The sequence below is a fragment of the Terrabacter carboxydivorans genome (genome assembly GCF_039532035.1).
In the GTDB taxonomy this organism is placed as follows: domain Bacteria; phylum Actinomycetota; class Actinomycetes; order Actinomycetales; family Dermatophilaceae; genus Terrabacter; species Terrabacter carboxydivorans.
This window is the reverse complement of record NZ_BAAARE010000004.1, coordinates 150,783-167,797: the sequence shown is the minus strand read 5'-3', so window position 1 is coordinate 167,797 and position 17,015 is coordinate 150,783. Positions and strand designations below refer to the sequence as shown.

Below are 17,015 nucleotides of genomic sequence, written 5' to 3'. Positions count from 1 at the left end.
CCGGCGCGGCAGCGTCCGCTGGTCCGCCCCCTGCCGGCGCACCCCCGGGGTCGCCGCCGACCACCAACCGAACAGGAATAGGGTTTCTCGCATGGCAGCGGTGACACAGAAGTCAGTGATCGACGCAGTGCCCAAGGGCCTGCTCATCGGCGGGCAGTGGCGTGACGGCAGCGACGGTCAGACGATCGCCGTCGACGACCCGTCGACCGGCAAGGTGCTGACCCACGTCGCGGCGGCCTCCGTCGCCGACGGCAGGGCGGCCCTCGACGCCGCGGTGGCGGCGCAGGCCGACTGGGCCCGCACGGCCCCGCGTGAGCGTGGGGAGCTGCTGCGGGCGGCATACGAGAAGATCACCGAGCGCGCCGACGAGTTCGCGATGCTCATGACCCTCGAGATGGGCAAGACGCTCGCCGAGAGCCGGGGAGAGGTCGCCTACGGCGCCGAGTTCTTCCGCTGGTTCTCCGAGGAGGCCGTGCGCATCTCGGGACGCTGGTCGACGGCGCCCAACGGCGCGACCCGCCTCATGACGATGAAGCAGCCCGTCGGCCCCACGCTGATGATCACGCCGTGGAACTTCCCGCTCGCCATGGGCACCCGCAAGATCGGTCCGGCCATCGCGGCCGGCTGCACCATGGTCATCAAGCCGGCGAGCCAGACCCCCCTGACGATGCTCGCCCTCGCCGAGCTGCTCCGCGAGTGCGGCCTGCCCGACGGTGTGCTCAACGTCGTCATGACGACGCACGGCACCACCGGCGACGTCATGGAGCCCCTCATCCGCGACCCGCGGCTGCGCAAGCTCACCTTCACCGGCTCCACCCCCGTGGGCCGCTCCCTCATGGAGCAGGCATCCCAGGGCATCCTGCGCGTCTCGATGGAGCTCGGCGGCAACGCGCCGTTCCTCGTCTTCGAGGACGCCGACGTCGACCAGGCCGTCGAGGGCGCCATGCTCGCCAAGATGCGCAACATGGGCGAGGCGTGCACCGCGGCCAACCGCTTCTACGTCCACGAGTCGCTCGCCGACGAGTTCAGCGCCGGGCTCGCCCGACGCATGGGCGCACTCACCCTCGGTCGCGGCACCAAGGACGGCGTCGACGTCGGCCCCCTCGTCGACGAGAAGGCCCGCGACAAGGTCTCGGCGCTCGTCGACGACGCCGTCGCCAAGGGCGCCAAGGTCCTCGTCGGCGGGTCCGCCCCAGAGGGCGATGGCTGGTTCTACAGCCCGACCGTGCTCGCCGACGTCCCCACCGACGCCGACATGGCCCGGGAGGAGATCTTCGGTCCCGTCGCACCCGTCACGACGTTCCGCACCGATGCCGAGGCCATCCGCCTCGCCAACGACACCGAGTACGGCCTCGTCGCCTACCTCTTCACCAAGGACCTCTCCCGCGCGATCACGATGAGCGAGGCCCTGGAGTACGGCATGGTCGGCGTCAACCAGGGCATCGTCTCCAACCCCGCGGCTCCCTTCGGTGGGGTCAAGTCCTCCGGGATCGGGCGCGAGGGCGGCTTCGAGGGCATCGAGGAGTACCTCGAGACGAAGTACGTCGGCATCGCCCTCTGACCGGGGCGCCTCCACCGGGGCACCTCCACCGGCGCACCTTCACGGAGGCACCTTCCCCGAACCGACCCGTCGGCCGGGTGCGCTGTGGTCCAATCTGCGCATGGTGACACCAGCCGGCCCGCGTGACGCCGGATCCCTGCGTCCGCTCGATGCCCTGCTCAGCGAGACGGACGAGGTCCTGCGGGGCGGGTCGCCTGCCGGTGCGCGCGTGTGGCCGACCGGGTTCCCGGCGCTCGACTCGGTCCTGACCGGCGGGCTGCGCTCCGGCGAGCTGGTGCTCCTCGGGGGTCCGGCAGGCCACGGCAAGACGACGATCGGTCTCCAGCTCGGCCGCAACGTCGTCGCGGCCGGGGGGAGCGCGCTCGTCTTCTCCTACGAGCACGAGAGCCACACGCTGCTCGAGCGCCTCATCTCGATGGAGGCGGCCGAGGGCGACCCTGGCGAGGTCGCCGGGGTCGTCGACGTGCGCCGGGCGCTGGAGACGGCCGAGGACGGCGGTTCGCTCGACGCCGTGCTCGGCAGCCTGCCCGGCGGTGCCCGCGCCCACGCCGCCCTGGTGGGCTACGGCGACCGGCTCCAGATCCACGAGTCGTCCGGTGCCACGACGACGCTCGAGCAGATCGCGGCGACCGTCGACCGCGTCACCGAGGCGACGGGGCAGGCACCGTTCGTCCTGCTCGACTACATCCAGAAGCTGCCCGTCGACCGCCCCGGCGAGGACGAGCGGATCACCGCCGCCGCCGAGGGGCTCAAGGACCTCGCCCTGTCGGCCCGGGTGCCCGTCGTGGCGATCTCGGCCGCCGACAAGGACGCCCTCGCGGCCGGCCACCGGATGCGCACCCACGACCTGCGGGGCTCTTCGGCCCTCGCCTTCGAGGCCGACGTCGTGCTCATCGTCAACGACAAGGTCGACATCGTCTCGCGCGAGCACCTCGTCTACGACCTCGGCAACATCCAGCGCTTCCGGGGGTGGTCGGTGGTCAGCGTCGAGAAGAACCGCCACGGCAAGGCCCACGTCGAGCTGGAGTTCGCCAAGGACTTCGAGCACGGCCGGTTCCACACGGAGGGCCAGGAGGTCACCGAGCGGCTCATCGACGACCGGGTCTTCGTCTCCTGAGGTCCCGAGGGCGTATGCCGTGTGGCGGCGGGAGCGGGTCCCCGCGCTCTTGTGGGAGGTCGCGTCACGGCATGCGTGCCCGTGCGCGTCAGCGTCTCAGCGGGTCACGACCGTGACGTGCAGGTCGTCGCGCTCGTCGGCCACCTGCTCGAGGATCTCGACGACGGTGTCGTAGGCGTCGCGGTCCCGCGCCCGCAGGCCGGCGGCGTGGTCCCACACGAGCTCGATGGGTGCGTCGCGAGGTGCGTCGAGGTCCCGGAGGGCGTCGAGGAGCGCGTCCCAGTTGTGGCCGAACCACTCCGGCAGCGCGAGCCCCGAGGCGAAGGCCTCGAGCACGCCGGCCTTGTCGTCGCCCCCGGAGACGACGCGGACGTCGTGGCCGAGCCACCGCAGCTGCTCGATGTGGTCGTCGGCCTCGCTGTGCCTGCCCAGGAACGTCGTCACGTGCCCTCCCTGATGCGACTGAACGACGCGTAGTGGTCGTCGGTCCAGTACTTCTCGCCGCTGCTCCCGGTGATGATGCGACGGGCGCCGCGGTCGGCGGATCCCGGTGTCACGACGGTGAACTCGCGGTAGTAGCCGCGGGCCTCCTGTGGCAGCAGGCGTTCCCGGTTGGTGAAGGTCTGGTTGTCGTTGCGGGGGTAGGGGAACGGTCCACCGGCCCGGATCAGCGCCAGCGTGTCACGCGCCTGCCGCGGCAGGGCGGACTCGGCGACCCAGGGCAGGCCCGAGACGGGGTCGGTGCCTGAAGGGCCCGGTGTCGACGGGGCCGTCGCGGCTGCTCCCGGCCCGCTCGGCGTCGACGTGGCAGTCGGACCCTGGCCCGCTCGGACGACGACCCAGGCGAGCACGACGACGGCCACGGCGAGGACGCCGAGCAGGACCTGACGCGAGCCGAGCGTCTTCACGCCCTCATCATGCCCCAGCCGCCTAAACGGCGAATCCTCTGACGTGCCCGGCGCGCTGGGGGAGACTGCCGGGCGTGAGCCTTCTGCGCGACCTCTTCGGGGACCGGGGCGGTCGCCGTGACGAGCCCGCCCCGGCCGTCGTGGTGCGCGACGTGGGCCACCGGGTCTTCATCGAGCGTGCTCCGTCGGAGGTCTGGCCGCACCTCGTGGCCCCCGCCCCGGGCGCCGAGCTCGGCGTCGACTGCGTGCGGGTGCTCGCCCTGCATGCCTCGGGCCCCGGCGGTCTGCCCGAGTTCGCCGGCGTGTGGCGGCGGTCCAACGGCCGGCTCTGGGTGGGCCTCAGCACCGTCGTCGACGTCCGGCACGGGGTGCAGGTCGTGTGCCGCACCGCGGACGGCGCGACGCCGCTCACCCTGACGACGACGGTCGAGCCGCTCGACGGTGGCTGCGTCGTCGCCCAGCGGCTCGACGGTCTCGCGCCGACGGACCCCGCGGCGGAGTTCGCCCGGTCCTGGGTCGCGCGGGCGCTGCTCGGGCTCAAGGCCGACGTCGAGGGCACCCCGCGCAGCCGCACGACCGACCCGACGTCCGACGGGCCGGTCGAGGACGCGATGGCGAGCGGCTTCGTGGGGCACGGTCCGGCGACGGCGGGCGGACCCGGGGTCCTGCCCGTGCACGAGTCGGCCTCGGTCGACATCGCGGTCGCTCCCGACCGGCTCCGGGAGCTGCTCGAGCAGCCGTCGTCCGAGCAGCTCCTCAAGCCCTCGCTCGAGCAGCTCGTGCGCCTCGAGCTCGCCGACGAGCCCGGGCGCGAGCACGTGCTCGCGGTCCACCGACAGGGGGACGGACGCCGGGCCTGCTCGGTGTCGCTCGTCGCCCCGTCGCCTGAGCCCGGACGGACCGTCGAGCGAGACCTGACCTCGTCCCACGAGGCCGACGTCGTCACGACCGTCGAGCCGTGCGAGGTCGGTGCCCGGCTCACCGAGACCTTCACCGGCTGGCTCCCGGCAGGGCCCGGACGCGTCGTCGACGGGTCCGGGATCGCCGCGCTCATGGCCACCCGTCTCGCCGTCGTCAAGAACCTCGCCGAGGCCGGTGTCGTCCCGCAACGTGACCCGGCGACGGGCTTCCTGCCACCCGGGCAGGGGCCTGACCTGCCGCCCCCGAGCGGGGTCCCGGCGAGCCTCGCACCCCCGCCACCCGGGCAGGGGCCTGACCTGCCGCCCCCGAGCGGGGTCCCGGCGAGCCCCGCACCCCCGTCACCGGGGGCGGCGGGTGAGGTCGGCGCCGGGGCGGAGTCGGCCGTGGGCGCTCGTGCGTCCGTGCCGTCGAGCGTGCTCCTGCCGCCCCCGCACGTGGCGGCGCCCGCAGCCGGCTACGACGTCGGGACGTGGCGCACGTGGAACGACGACGGCTTCTACGCCGCGAGCGAGACCACCTGGTGGTGAGCTGCCGCTGCGCGTCCACGCGCGCGACGGGTCGGTCGTCGGTGCACGGCGCTAGCGTCTGAGGATGCTCGAGACACCGGACGAGACAGCCGCCCTGCAGGCCCTGCTCGACGCCTCCCACGCCCGCGCGTCGGGCCACCTGCGCAGCATCATCGACGACGACCGCACCCTCACCGCCGAGCAGCTCGTCGCACTGCTCACCGGCATGAAGGTGCTCTCCGTCGCCACCGTCACCGCAGCCGGCGAGCCCCGCATCAGCGCGCTCGACGGCCACTTCCTCCACGGCACGTGGACCTTCGGCACCTCCGGCACCTCGGCCAAGGCGCGACACCTGGCTGCACGTCCGGCCGCGAGCGTCGCCCACGTCGACGGTGAGGACCTCGCCCTCTTCAGCCATGGCACGGCCGAGCGTTTCGCGCCCGGGCCCGAGCTCGACGAGGTCGACGCCCACTGGACCGCCCACTACGGCACCAGCCCCCTGTCCTGGGGCGACGACATCCGGATGTACCGCCTGCGCATGACGTGGGCCGTCGCCTACGCGTTCAAGCGCGACGAGCTGCTCCGGGCGAGGGGAGTGACCGCCTGAGGCCGGCCTGCGCGAGAATGCCCGGGTGACTGACACCACGGCCCGCCCCCGCCGCATCGCCCTGCTCGGATCCACCGGGTCGATCGGCACGCAGGCCATCGACCTCGTGGAGCGCAACCGCGACCGCTTCCAGGTCGTCGGGCTCTCCGCAGGCACCAACCTCGACCTCGTCGCGCAGCAGGCCGTCGCCCTGCGCGTCCCCGTCGTCGCCGTCGCCGCAGGGACGCAGGAGGAACTCGCCCGAGCGGTGGCCCGCGCGGCCGACACGGCCGGCGTCACGGCATACGACCCCGAGCTGCTCGTGGGTCCCGGGGCCAGCACGACGCTCGCCGCCCGGGAGGCCGACGTCGTCGTCAACGGGATCACCGGTGCCATCGGCCTCGAGCCGACGCTCGCGGCGCTGCGCGCCGGCACGACGCTGGCCCTGGCCAACAAGGAGTCGCTCATCATCGGCGGGCCCCTCGTCAAGGCCGTCGCGGCGCCCGACCAGATCGTGCCCGTCGACAGCGAGCACTCGGCCATCGCCCAGTGCCTGCGCGGCGGCCGTGCCGAGGAGGTGCGCCGCCTCGTCGTCACCGCGAGCGGCGGCCCGTTCCGGGGGCGCTCGCGGGCAGAGCTCGCCGACGTGACGCCCGAGCAGGCGCTCGCGCACCCCAACTTCTCGATGGGGCGCGTCATCACGACCAACTCCGCGACGCTCGTCAACAAGGGGCTCGAGGTCATCGAGGCGCACCTGCTCTTCGACATCCCGTTCGAGCGCATCGACGTCGTCGTGCACCCGCAGCAGATGATCCACTCGATGGTCGAGTTCGTCGACGGCTCGACGATCGCCCAGGCAGGGCCGCCGCGGATGCTCGTGCCGATCGCCCTCGGGATGAGCTGGCCCGAGCGCATCGCCGACGCCGACGTGCCGGTCGACTGGACCAAGGCGCAGAGCTGGGACTTCGAGCCGCTCGACGACGAGGCCTTCCCGGCCGTCGCCCTGGCCCGGCGGGTGGGGGAGGCCGGCGGCACGTGGCCGGCCGTCTACAACGCCGCCAACGAGGTCGCCGTCGACGCCTTCCACGAGGGCCGCATCGACTTCGTCGACATCGTCGACACGGTGGCCGCGGTCGTGGACTCGTATGCCGCAGAGCCGGGCTCGCGGGGCCGCGACCTCACGCTGGACGACGTCCTCGCCGCCGACGCCTGGGCGCGAGCCGCCGCCGCCCACGCGATCACCCCCGCCTGACCCGGGTTCGATGTATCACCGCGGCCCAGGGCACGCGGCTAGACATCGAACCGGCGGTCCGCCAGGCCGCGCTCGACCTGGTCGAGGAAGCGGTCGGTCTCGAGGCGAAGACCGATGACGTCGATCCGCAGGACCCGGTCGCCCGAGAGCGCGACGTCGTTCTGCCGCAGGTTGTCGAAGGTCACCGCAGTGCCCCACCGGTGCTGGGCACCGTCGATCTCCACGACGAGGTCGTGGCCGTCCCAGGCGACGTCAAGGTAGATGCGGCCCCCTGGCGTCTGGCGCACGACCTGCCGCGACGGCTCGGGCAGGCCCCGGGACCGGCACAGTCGGGCGAAGTCGAGCTCCCCGAGGCTCTGGACCCCGAACGCGATGTCTCGCACGACGCTCCTGATGAACGAGCGCCGGGTGCGTCCACGGACGACGCGTTGTGCTACAGCGAGCCGGGCAGGCGTCGTCAGCCGCTGCTGCACCGTCATGAGGAGAATCAGGGCGGCCTGCCGGTCGGACCTCGCCCAGTGCGCGGCCCGGATCGCCGCCACCTCGGGGCACGGGTGCGGCAGTCCGCCCAGTCCGAGCTCGCCGGACACGCGACGGATGACCTTGTGCGTCGTGACTCCCGATAGGCGATCCGTGTTGTGGTTGTGGACGGCCGAGATGTGGATCTGGTCGTCCTCGTAGCCGGTCAGTCCAGCGTGCTGCAACGCCGTCACACCGTCGATCGCGGCGATGGTGGCGCCGGTCTCGAAGACCGCTGCCCATCGCCGAGCAGCGAGACCGAGCGGGCCGTTGTGAACCGCCACCGTCTGCTGCCCGTACGGGCGCCACCGACCGCCCTTCACCTGGTAGCGGACGTCGTGGCGGGTGATCCCTGCTGCGGCAAGCATCCTCCTCGAGAGGACCCCGTCCGAGGCCAGGGCGAGCTCTCGGGCCAGACGGCGACGGGTGCTTCTCTCCACCGCCCCACCATGGGGGCGGGGTCGACGGCCGGTCGGGTGCCGCTTCTCCGCGGTGGACAACCGGGACCTGGCGGAGGGGGCTGTGGATCCTTCTCCGTTCGATGTATCTCCGCGGCCTCTGGGCCGCGGAGATACATCGAGTCGGGAATCACAGGGAGTCGATGTGACAATGAAGGGGTGCTGTTCTTCCTAGGGGTCCTGGTCGTCGTCATCGGCGTGGCGCTGAGCATCGCGCTGCACGAGATCGGCCACCTCGTGCCGGCCAAGAAGTTCGGGGTCAAGGTGACCCAGTACATGGTCGGCTTCGGCCCGACGATCTGGTCGCGCAAGCGCGGCGAGACCGAGTACGGCATCAAGGCCGTCCCGCTCGGCGGCTACGTCCGCATGATCGGCATGCTGCCGCCGCGCCCCGGCGACAAGCCCGGCGAGCTGCGCACCCTCTCGACCGGCCGTTTCAGCCAGATGGTCGACCAGGCGCGGGCCGACTCGATGGAGGAGGTCAAGCCCGGCGACGAGGACCGCGTCTTCTACAAGCTGAGCCCCGGCAAGAAGATCGTCATCATGCTCGGCGGCCCGGTGATGAACCTCCTCATCGGCTTCGTCCTGATCACCGGCGTCATCACCCTCTACGGCCTGCCGCAGGTCGCCCCGAAGGTCGGCGCCCTGTCCGCCTGCGTCCCGACGACCGCGCCGACGCTCCAGGTGCCGCAGCCCACGTGCAAGCCCGGAGACCCCGTCGCCCCGGCCAAGGCCGCCGGCCTGCAGGCGCGCGACCGCATCCTCTCCGTCGACGGCAGGGCCGTCACCACGTGGGACCAGGTCACCGCAGCCATCCGAGACAGCAAGGGCGTCACCATGACGTGGGTCGTCGAGCGCGGCGACCGGAAGGTGTCGATCTCGATCACCCCGGCCGTCCTCTCGCGCGCCACGTACGACGCCCAGGGCAACCCCGTCGCCAAGGACGGCAAGCCCGTCCTCGCGTCGATGGGGTTCGCCGGCATCACCCCCGGCCAGGAGCTCGTGCGCACGCCGATCGCCCAGGCGCCGGGCTTCGTGTGGGCCCGCGTCGTCGACACCGCCTCGATCATCGTCAAGATCCCCGAGAAGATGACCGGCGTCTTCCAGGCGGCGTTCGGCTCCGAGGCCCGTGACCCCAACGGCCCCATCTCCGTCGTGGGCGTCGGACGCATCGGCGGCGAGGTCGCAGCCCTCGACATCCCGGCCGACGAGGGTGGCAACTGGGTCAAGCTCGCCCAGCTCATCCTGCTCATCGCCTCGCTCAACCTGGCGCTCTTCGTCTTCAACCTCATCCCGCTGCTCCCGCTCGACGGCGGCCACGTGGCGGGTGCGATCTGGGAGTCGGTCAAGAAGGGCTGGGCGCGCCTGCGCAACCGCCCCGACCCGGGCTTCGTCGACGTCGCCAAGGGCCTGCCGATCGCCTACGGCATGAGCCTCGTGCTCATCACGATGTCGGTCCTGCTCATCTACGCCGACATCGTCAAGCCGATCAAGCTCTTCGGCTGAGCCGCCCGAGGGCACGGGTCACCGACAGGGCGAGACATAATGGCGGCATGAGCGTCTCCCTCGGTATGCCGCCCCTGCCCCCGCCGGTCCTCGCCCCGCGGCGCCAGACCCGTCAGATCCAGGTCGGCAAGGTCGGGGTCGGCAGCGACTTCCCGGTGTCGGTGCAGTCGATGACGACGACGCCCACGACCGACATCAACGCGACCCTGCAGCAGATCGCCGAGCTGACCGCCAGCGGCTGCGACATCGTGCGCGTCGCCTGCCCGAGCCAGGACGACGCCGACGCGCTGCCGGCGATCGCGCGCAAGAGCCAGATCCCGGTCATCGCGGACATCCACTTCCAGCCGAAGTACGTCTACGCGGCGATCGAGGCCGGCTGCGCCGCCGTGCGGGTCAACCCCGGCAACATCCGCCAGTTCGACGACCAGGTCAAGCAGATCGCGCGCGAGGCCAAGGACGCCGGCGTCTCGATCCGCATCGGCGTCAACGCCGGCAGCCTCGACAAGCGGATCATGGAGAAGTACGGCAAGGCGACGCCCGAGGCGCTCGTCGAGTCGGCGGTCTGGGAGGCGAGCCTCTTCGAGGAGCACGACTTCCACGACTTCAAGATCTCGGTCAAGCACAACGACCCCGTCATCATGGTGCGCGCCTACGAGCTGCTGGCCGAGCGCGGTGACTGGCCCCTGCACCTCGGCGTCACCGAGGCCGGCCCCGCCTTCCAGGGCACCATCAAGTCGGCGACGGCGTTCGGCGCGCTGCTCTCGCGGGGAATCGGCGACACCATCCGCGTCTCGCTGTCGGCCCCTCCGGTCGAGGAGGTCAAGGTCGGCATCCAGATCCTGCAGAGCCTCAACCTGCGCCCCCGCAAGCTCGAGATCGTCTCGTGCCCGTCGTGCGGCCGCGCGCAGGTCGACGTCTACACGCTCGCCGACCAGGTCACCGCCGGTCTCGAGGGCATGACCGTGCCGCTGCGGGTCGCGGTCATGGGCTGCGTCGTCAACGGTCCCGGCGAGGCGCGTGAGGCCGACCTCGGCGTCGCCTCGGGCAACGGCAAGGGCCAGATCTTCGTCAAGGGCGAGGTCATCAAGACCGTCCCCGAGGCCCAGATCGTCGAGACGCTCATCGAGGAGGCCATGCGCCTCGCCGAGGAGATGGGCGAGCCGGTAGACGAGGAGTCGGCGGGAGCGCCCAGCGTCACCGTCAGCTGACGTGCGCCCTCCCGTCCGCTCGACCGAGCGGTATGCCGTCCTGCGCGACCTCGCCGAGCGCATCCTCGCGCTGCGGCCGGGTGAGCGGGTGGCCGTGGCGGTCGACGGGGTGGACGGCGCCGGCAAGACGGTCCTCGCCGACGAGCTCGCCGAGGTGATCGGTGCCCTCGCCGGCGATCGTGAGGTGCTGCGGGTCTCGGTCGACGGCTTCCACCGGCCCAGGGCGGAGCGGGTGGCCCGGGGTCGTGGACCCGAGTCGTTCTACGAGGACTCCTACGACTACGCCGCCTTCCGCCACGTCGTCATCGAGCCGTTCCGCCGCGGCGAGCCGGTCACCCCGGCCGTCAACGACGTCGACGCCGACCGGCCGGTGCGCCCCGACCCGGTGCCGGTCGGTCCGGACACGGTGCTGCTCGTCGACGGGATCTTCCTCCAGCGGCCCGAGCTGGCGGACGTGTGGGACGCCGCCGTGTGGGTCGAGGTGCCATTCTCCGTCTCGGTGCCGCGCGGCAACGCGCGCTTCGGCGACGGCCACGACGGGGACCCCGAGGCAGCCGCGAACCAGCGCTACGTCGGCGGGCAGCGCCTCTACCTCGCAGCCGTCGAGCCTCGGTCGCGCGCGACGTGGGTGCTCGACAACACCGACCTCGACCGGCCGGTCCTGCACCCCGGGGTCTGAGCGGGCGCTGGGCGTCAACGCCGAGCTGGTTCGCCGGGCTCGTGCGCCGGGCAGGCAGGCTGTGAGGCGTTCGTGAGGCGTGCCGGGGTGACACCCGGCCCGTGGACAGGCACTCTTGGGAGGTGCTCCGACAACGCCTCCCCGTGCGACCCCTGTCGGCGGCCGACCACGACGCCGCGCTCGAGGTCTGCGCTCGGGACCGCGTGGCCAACGCCTTCGTGGCGGCGCGCATCGTCGAGGGGTCGTTGCGCACGTCGCCGGGCTCGTTCCTCGGGCACTGGGCCGACGGTGAGCTGCGCGGCCTGGCGTGGGTGAGCGCCAACGTCGTCCCGGTCGAGCTGGACGACGAGGGGGTGTCAGCCGTCGCGGCGCGGATCATGCGCATGCGGCGCCAGTGTGCCTCGATCTTCGGGCCGAGCGAGCAGGTCATGGGGCTCTGGGGGCGCCTCGGTCCGACGTGGGGGCCGGTGCGCGCGATCCGCACGCACCAGCCGTTGCTGACGACCCGTGCCCTGCCGTCCGACCTCGGCCTGGCGGTCGACCCGGAGGTCCGGCCGGCTCGCCTCGACGAGGTCGACCTCGTGCTGCCCGCGGCCGCCGCCATGTTCACCGAGGAGATCGGCTACCCGCCCTACTTCGGCTCCGACCGCAGCTACCGGGCGAGCATCGCCTCCCTCATCCGGGCAGGCCACACGTTCGTCAAGGTCGAGGACGGCGAGGTCGTGTTCAAGGCGGATGTCGGCTCGCTCGCCCTGGGCTGCGCGCAGGTGCAGGGGGTGTGGCTGCATCCGCGCCTGCGGGGTCAGGGGCTGTCCGTGCCGGCCATGGCGAGCGTCGTCGAGCAGGTGCTGTCGGGCATGGCCGACGAGGTCTCGCTCTACGTCAACGACTTCAACGTCGCGGCCCGGGCGACCTACGCCCGCTGCGGTTTCCGCGAGGTGGGCGCGTTCACCACCGTCCTGCTCTAGCGCTGGTGGCCCCTAGGGTGGGCACATGAAGACCGCGAACCCCGCACCTCTCGGCAAGGACGTCATCGGCCTCGCCGCCCTCTTCCTGACCTCGGGCACGATGCACTTCGTCAAGCCCGAGCCGTTCGAGGCGATGGTGCCCAAGCAGCTCCCGTCCCGCAGGGGCCTGGTGTATGCCTCGGGTGCCCTCGAGATCGCCTGTGCGGTGGGCCTCTTCGTCCCGCGCACCCGGCGTGTGGCGGGCATCGTGTCGGCGGGCCTCCTCGTCGCGGTCTTTCCCGCGAACGTCACGATGACGGGCCAGGCCAAGCGTCGGCTCGACCGGGCCCCCGACGACGCGAAGCGACAGGGCTACCTCGCCGCTACCGTCGCCAGGCTGCCGCTTCAGTGGCCGATGATCCGCACCGCGCTGCGCGCCGGTGGAGTCATGCGCTGAAGGTGATGCTGATGCTGTCGCCGACCCGGCGGTAGCCCAGTGCCTGGTAGATCGCGTTCGACGTCGGGTTGGCCAGGTCGGTGAAGAGCATGCACGCCTCACCGGCGTCGAGGCGCGCTGCACTCAGGGCGGCGACCACCGCGCTCGCGTATCCGTGCCCGCGCAGCTCCGGAGGCGTCCACACGCCCGAGATGCGGGTGACACCGCCGTTGGCGGGTGACGCGTAGGCCATCGACACGCTGCGTCCGCCGTGGTCCCACAGCCCGACCCGACCGTCGGCGACGTGGTGGGCCAGGGAGGGGGCCGTGCCCGCCCTCGATGGCGTCGACGAACTGCTGGTTCCAGCGTTCGAGGAGCGCCGCGTCCGCCTCGGTGGCGACCCGGAAGGACCCCTCGACCGCGAAGGGCAGCCGGGGCCGGACCGGCAGGTCGAACCGGCCCACCTCCATGGCCACCCTCGCAACAGCCTCGGTGCGTGCGGTCCACTCGTCGGCGAAGGCCTCAGCAGGCTCGCGCAGGCCTCCGACACCGGGGACGGTGTCTCCCTCCGCCGCGAGCCGTGATGCCAGACCCCGTGCCTGGCCGGGCGTCGCCAGCGCGATGTGCAGCGGGTGCGGTGGCGTGTGCATGAAGGCGGCGACGACCTCGCCCGAGGCGTCCGTCCCCGCCCACCACCGCGGGCCGGCATACCGGTCGGGATCCACGACGAGGGACCCCGTCACGCTCGCGAGGACGCTCAGTGCCTCGGGCTCGGCGGCGACGAGCCCGGCGAAGCGGGTCTGCGCCTCGGCGGGCTCGGTGACCAGCTCGAACGTGAGGGGTGCTGACGGCATACGCCCACTCTGGCAAACCGGCGACCTTGCGCGCGAGGGCATTTCCCCCGCACGCGCCGTCGGCTCAGAGCCGAGCGACGACCTCGGCGTGGGTCATCGCGAACCACGCGTCGGGATGAGTCGACCACTCCTGCCAGGCCGCGCTGATCTGCGCCAGCTCCTCAGCAGTCACGAGACCGCGCTCGAGCGACTGCGCCGCGAAGGTCGACTCGAGCGTGCGACGAGCCCACGTGGCGCCCCACCACGCGCACTGCTCCGGCGTCGCATACGTCCACAGGGACGCCGACGGGGTCAGGTCCCGCAGCCCTGCGGCGTGCGCCCAGGCGAGCAGGTGCCGGCCCGCGTCGGGCTCGGCGTGGTTGAGGCGCGCGAGGCGGCGGTAGACCTCGAGCCACCGCGTCATCCCCTCGGACGCCGGGTGCCAGACCATCGACGCGTAGTCGACGTCGCGGACGGCGACGATGCCGCCGGGAGCGGTCACGCGAGCCATCTCGCGCAGCGCGCCGACAGGGTCCGTGAGGTGCTGGAGCACCTGGTGGGCGTGGACGACGTCGAAGGAGGCGTCGGCATACGGAAGGCCCATCACGTCGGCCACCTCGAAGCGGGTGCGCGCGTCGCCCCGTTCGGCGGCGTGACGGCGCGCGTGCGCGAGCGGACCCGGGACCACCTCGACGCCCGTCACCTCCCCGGACGGGCCGACCGCCTCGGCCAGGTCGAGCGTGATCGTGCCCGGACCGCAGCCGACGTCGAGCACCCGCAGGCCCTCGCGGAGGTGGGGGAGCAGGTAGGCCGCCGAGTCGGCGGCCGTGCGTGCCCCGTGGGAGGCGAGGACGCTCGCGTGGTGCCCGTGCAGGTAGACGTCGGCCATGGCGAGACGCTACGCCGACACGGTGAGGGCGGCCGCGCCCGTCCACGGGCCGGGTCCGTGACGGACGCTTGCCCGCAACACGACGAAGGCCCGCCCCGCAAGGGGGCGGGCCTTCGCAGGCTACGACTGGGCGCTGGGGTCAGCTCACTTGGTGAGCGGCTCGAGCGTCGGGTCGTTCGCGTAGGCCTGGGCCGCGTTCTCCTTGGTCACGATGACCGGGGGGAGCAGGTTGGCCGGGACGACCTTGACGCCGTTGTTGTACGACTTGGTGTCGTTGACGGTCGGCGTCTGGCCCTTCTGGAGGGAGGACACCATGGCGATGGTCTCCTTGACGAGGTTGCGCGTGTCCTTGTTGATCGTGGAGTACTGCTCACCCGCCATGATCGACTTGACCGACTCGACCTCGGAGTCCTGACCGGTGACGATCGGGACCGGCTTGCCGGCGGCCTTGACGGACGTGATGATCGCGCGGGCCAGCGTGTCGTTCGGCGACAGGACGCCGTCGAGCGCAGCGCTCTGGTAGTTCGCCGACAGGAGCGTGTCCATGCGCTTCTGGGCGTTCTCGGCCTTCCAGCCCTGCGTGACGACCTGGTTGAAGTCCTTCTGGCCGGAGACGACCTTCAGGGTGCCGTCGGCGATCTTCGGCTGGAGCACCTTCATGGCGCCGTCGAAGAAGACCTGGGCGTTCGCGTCGTCGGGCGAGCCGGCGAACAGCTCGATGTTGTACGGGCCGTTCGGCTTCTTCTTGGCCATGCCGTCGAGGAGGGCCTGGCCCTGGAGCTCGCCGACCTTGAAGTTGTCGTAGGCCACGTAGTAGTCGACGGCCGCCGTGTTCTTCACGAGGCGGTCGTAGGCGATGACCTTGGCGCCGGCGTCCTTGGCGGCCTTGAGCTGGGTGCCCAGCTGCGAGCCGTCGATGGCACCGACGACGATGACCTTGGCGCCCTTGGTGACCATGGCCGAGATCTGGTTCTGCTGCTCGGACACACCACCGTTGGCGAACTGCACGTCGCCCTTGAAGCCGGCCGCGGACAGACCGTCCTTGAACAGCTGCTCGGCGAGCACCCAGTTCTCGGAGGTCTTCTGCGGCAGCGCGACGCCGATGACCGCGTCGGCGGGGAAGCCAGCCGCAGCGGCGCCCCCGTTGGATGCGCCCGGCGTCGTGCCGGTGTCGCTGCTCCGACCGCAACCGGTCAGAACAAGGGCGGCCACAGCCGTGACGCCCAGCACCTTGGTGAAGGTACGCATGTGCTCTCTTTCCTCTCATCGCGTCCGGGCGGAACGCGGATCCTTCTCGGTCACGGGCGGCGCCCTGACCGGGTCTGTGGGGTGAAGCGGTGGGTCGACCGCTCAGCTGGACTGGCGGATCGTCTCGCTGACCGGGGTGGTCTCGGTCGCCGCCGACGGGGGCGGCGGGGCCGAGGAGTCGTCGTCGGAGCCGCGTCGGAAGTTCTTCATCATCATGCCGATGAGCGACGCGCGGCCCTGCGACTTGTTGTAGACGTCGAAGGCGACGGCGACGAGCAGGACGAGGCCCTTGATCATCTGGGTCGCGTCGGCGCCGATGCCCTGCAGCTGGAGGCCGTTGTTGAGCACGGCCATGACGAGGCCTCCGACGATGGAGCCGACCACGGTGCCGACACCACCGGTGACGGCGGCGCCACCGATGAAGACGGCCGCGATCGCGTCGAGCTCCCAGCCGACACCGTCGGACGGACCCGAGGCGGTCGAGCGGGCCACGAAGATCATGCCGGCCAGGGCCGCCAGGATCGACATGTTCATCATGACGAGGAAGTTGACCTTCTTGCTCTTGACGCCGGACAGCTCGGCCGCGTGCCGGTTGCCACCGACGGCGTAGATGTGCCGGCCGATGACGGTGCGGTTGGAGATGAAGCCGTAGAGGAGCACGAGCACCGCGAGGATGATCCCGGAGATCGGGAAGGACGTGCCCGGGCGGCCCGAGCCGAAGAGCAGCGTCGCGCCGATGATGGCGGCGCAGATGAGCCCGAGGCGCACCCACAGGATCCAGGCGTCCTCGACCTCGGCGCCGAGCTTGACGAGGGCGCGGCGGCTGCGCACCGCGCCGACGACGATGCCGACGGCCAGCAGCAGGCCGATGAGCACGGTGAGGTTGTTGTAGCCGGTGTCGGGGCCGATCTCGGGAAGGTAGCCGCCGCCGATGACCTGGAAGTCCTCGGACACGGGGACCGAGTTGGACTTGCCGACGTACTGGTTGGCGCCGCGGAAGAGCAGCATGCCCGACAGCGTCACGATGAAGGCGGGGATGCCGACGTAGGCCGTCCAGAGTCCCTGCCACGCGCCGACGAGCGCGCCGATGGCGAGCCCGAGCAGGATCCCCATCCACCAGCTCAGGTTCCAGTCACGCATGGCGATGGCCACGCAGATGCCGACGAAGGCCGCGACGGAGCCGACGGACAGGTCGATGTGGCCGGCGATGATGACGAGCACCATGCCGATGGCGAGAACGAGGATGTAGGAGTTCTGCTGGAAGATGTTGATGACGTTGTCCGGCGTGAGCGTCAGCCCGCCGGTCCAGATCTGGAAGAAGATGATCAACGCCACGAGGGCGAAGATCATGCCGAGCTGACGGGTGTCTCCACCGAAGATCTTCTTGACCTTGTCCATGGGTGCAGTCCTGGCTGTGTCGAGTGTGGATGGGGGAGTGGTC

Annotated in this window: 18 protein-coding genes; 11 read left to right on the top strand and 7 right to left on the bottom strand. The window is 71.6% G+C overall.

What is annotated here, in order from left to right; all coding sequences use genetic code 11:
• The first annotated feature begins 91 nt into the window (after positions 1-91).
• Together ABD297_RS05955 and ABD297_RS05950 are read left to right on the top strand one after the other, a co-directional pair.
• Positions 92-1,561, top strand: a complete 1,470-nt coding sequence (locus tag ABD297_RS05955) for an NAD-dependent succinate-semialdehyde dehydrogenase (protein ID WP_344253902.1) — start codon at positions 92-94, stop codon at positions 1,559-1,561.
• Between the two features lie 100 nt (positions 1,562-1,661).
• Positions 1,662-2,678 (top strand): DnaB-like helicase C-terminal domain-containing protein, encoded by a 1,017-nt coding sequence (locus ABD297_RS05950; protein WP_344253901.1) that lies wholly within the window; start codon positions 1,662-1,664, stop codon positions 2,676-2,678.
• A 96-nt stretch (positions 2,679-2,774) separates the two neighbouring features.
• Here ABD297_RS05950 and ABD297_RS05945 read toward each other — a convergent pair whose 3' ends face one another.
• Positions 2,775-3,122, bottom strand: a complete 348-nt coding sequence (locus ABD297_RS05945; protein ID WP_344253900.1) for a barstar family protein — start codon at positions 3,120-3,122, stop codon at positions 2,775-2,777.
• Positions 3,119-3,586 carry a guanyl-specific ribonuclease gene (locus ABD297_RS05940; protein WP_344253899.1) on the bottom strand — a complete coding sequence of 156 codons (468 nt, stop codon included), beginning with the start codon at positions 3,584-3,586 and terminating at the stop codon, positions 3,119-3,121. Before ABD297_RS05940 ends, ABD297_RS05945 begins: the two co-directional genes overlap by 4 nt.
• Before the next feature lie 74 nt (positions 3,587-3,660).
• Here ABD297_RS05940 and ABD297_RS05935 point away from each other — a divergent pair, with 74 nt between their 5' ends.
• The 3 genes from ABD297_RS05935 (at position 3,661) to dxr (ending at position 6,851) form a co-directional block, all read left to right on the top strand.
• Complete coding sequence (locus ABD297_RS05935; protein WP_344253898.1) at positions 3,661-5,034, top strand: SRPBCC family protein; 1,374 nt, start codon at positions 3,661-3,663, stop codon at positions 5,032-5,034.
• Positions 5,035-5,098: 64 nt separating this feature from the next.
• Positions 5,099-5,620 (top strand): pyridoxamine 5'-phosphate oxidase family protein, encoded by a 522-nt coding sequence (locus tag ABD297_RS05930; RefSeq protein ID WP_344253897.1) that lies wholly within the window; start codon positions 5,099-5,101, stop codon positions 5,618-5,620.
• Positions 5,621-5,645: 25 nt separating this feature from the next.
• Entirely contained in the window at positions 5,646-6,851 is a 1,206-nt protein-coding gene (dxr, locus tag ABD297_RS05925; RefSeq protein ID WP_344253895.1) for a 1-deoxy-D-xylulose-5-phosphate reductoisomerase, read from the top strand.
• A gap of 38 nt (positions 6,852-6,889) precedes the next feature.
• Here the strand turns inward: dxr and ABD297_RS05920 are convergent, their stop codons facing one another.
• Positions 6,890-7,810, bottom strand: a complete 921-nt coding sequence (locus ABD297_RS05920; protein WP_344253894.1) for a DUF559 domain-containing protein — start codon at positions 7,808-7,810, stop codon at positions 6,890-6,892.
• 177 nt (positions 7,811-7,987) lie between these two features.
• Between ABD297_RS05920 and ABD297_RS05915 the strand changes: the two genes are divergently transcribed.
• The 5 genes from ABD297_RS05915 to ABD297_RS05895 all read left to right on the top strand — a co-directional run bounded on the left by ABD297_RS05915 (position 7,988) and on the right by ABD297_RS05895 (position 12,625).
• Positions 7,988-9,334 carry a M50 family metallopeptidase gene (locus ABD297_RS05915; RefSeq protein ID WP_344253893.1) on the top strand — a complete coding sequence of 449 codons (1,347 nt, stop codon included), beginning with the start codon at positions 7,988-7,990 and terminating at the stop codon, positions 9,332-9,334.
• Positions 9,335-9,381: 47 nt separating this feature from the next.
• Positions 9,382-10,542, top strand: coding sequence for a flavodoxin-dependent (E)-4-hydroxy-3-methylbut-2-enyl-diphosphate synthase (ispG, locus tag ABD297_RS05910; RefSeq protein WP_344253892.1), 1,161 nt, complete (start codon positions 9,382-9,384; stop codon positions 10,540-10,542).
• 1 nt (position 10,543) lies between these two features.
• Complete coding sequence (locus ABD297_RS05905) at positions 10,544-11,221, top strand: nucleoside/nucleotide kinase family protein (RefSeq protein ID WP_344253891.1); 678 nt, start codon at positions 10,544-10,546, stop codon at positions 11,219-11,221.
• A gap of 122 nt (positions 11,222-11,343) precedes the next feature.
• Complete coding sequence (locus ABD297_RS05900) at positions 11,344-12,189, top strand: GNAT family N-acetyltransferase (RefSeq protein WP_344253890.1); 846 nt, start codon at positions 11,344-11,346, stop codon at positions 12,187-12,189.
• 25 nt (positions 12,190-12,214) lie between these two features.
• Positions 12,215-12,625, top strand: a complete 411-nt coding sequence (locus ABD297_RS05895) for a DoxX family protein (protein ID WP_344253889.1) — start codon at positions 12,215-12,217, stop codon at positions 12,623-12,625.
• Here the strand turns inward: ABD297_RS05895 and ABD297_RS05890 are convergent.
• Complete coding sequence (locus ABD297_RS05890) at positions 12,615-12,857, bottom strand: GNAT family N-acetyltransferase (RefSeq protein ID WP_344253888.1); 243 nt, start codon at positions 12,855-12,857, stop codon at positions 12,615-12,617. The genes ABD297_RS05895 and ABD297_RS05890 overlap by 11 nt on opposite strands.
• A gap of 73 nt (positions 12,858-12,930) precedes the next feature.
• On the opposite strand from ABD297_RS05890, the gene ABD297_RS05885 reads away from it, so the two are divergent.
• The gene (locus ABD297_RS05885; protein WP_344253886.1) at positions 12,931-13,188 is read left to right on the top strand and encodes a hypothetical protein; all 258 of its coding nucleotides are present in this window, start codon (positions 12,931-12,933) and stop codon (positions 13,186-13,188) included.
• Between the two features lie 334 nt (positions 13,189-13,522).
• On the opposite strand, the gene ABD297_RS05880 is transcribed toward ABD297_RS05885, so the two are convergent.
• The 3 genes from ABD297_RS05880 to mmsB form a co-directional block, all read right to left on the bottom strand.
• Positions 13,523-14,326, bottom strand: a complete 804-nt coding sequence (locus ABD297_RS05880; protein WP_344253885.1) for a methyltransferase domain-containing protein — start codon at positions 14,324-14,326, stop codon at positions 13,523-13,525.
• Positions 14,327-14,470: 144 nt separating this feature from the next.
• Entirely contained in the window at positions 14,471-15,574 is a 1,104-nt protein-coding gene (locus ABD297_RS05875) for a substrate-binding domain-containing protein (RefSeq protein WP_344253883.1), read from the bottom strand.
• A gap of 102 nt (positions 15,575-15,676) precedes the next feature.
• The gene (gene mmsB / locus ABD297_RS05870; protein ID WP_344253881.1) at positions 15,677-16,972 is read right to left on the bottom strand and encodes a multiple monosaccharide ABC transporter permease; all 1,296 of its coding nucleotides are present in this window, start codon (positions 16,970-16,972) and stop codon (positions 15,677-15,679) included.
• Positions 16,973-17,015: the final 43 nt, after the last annotated feature.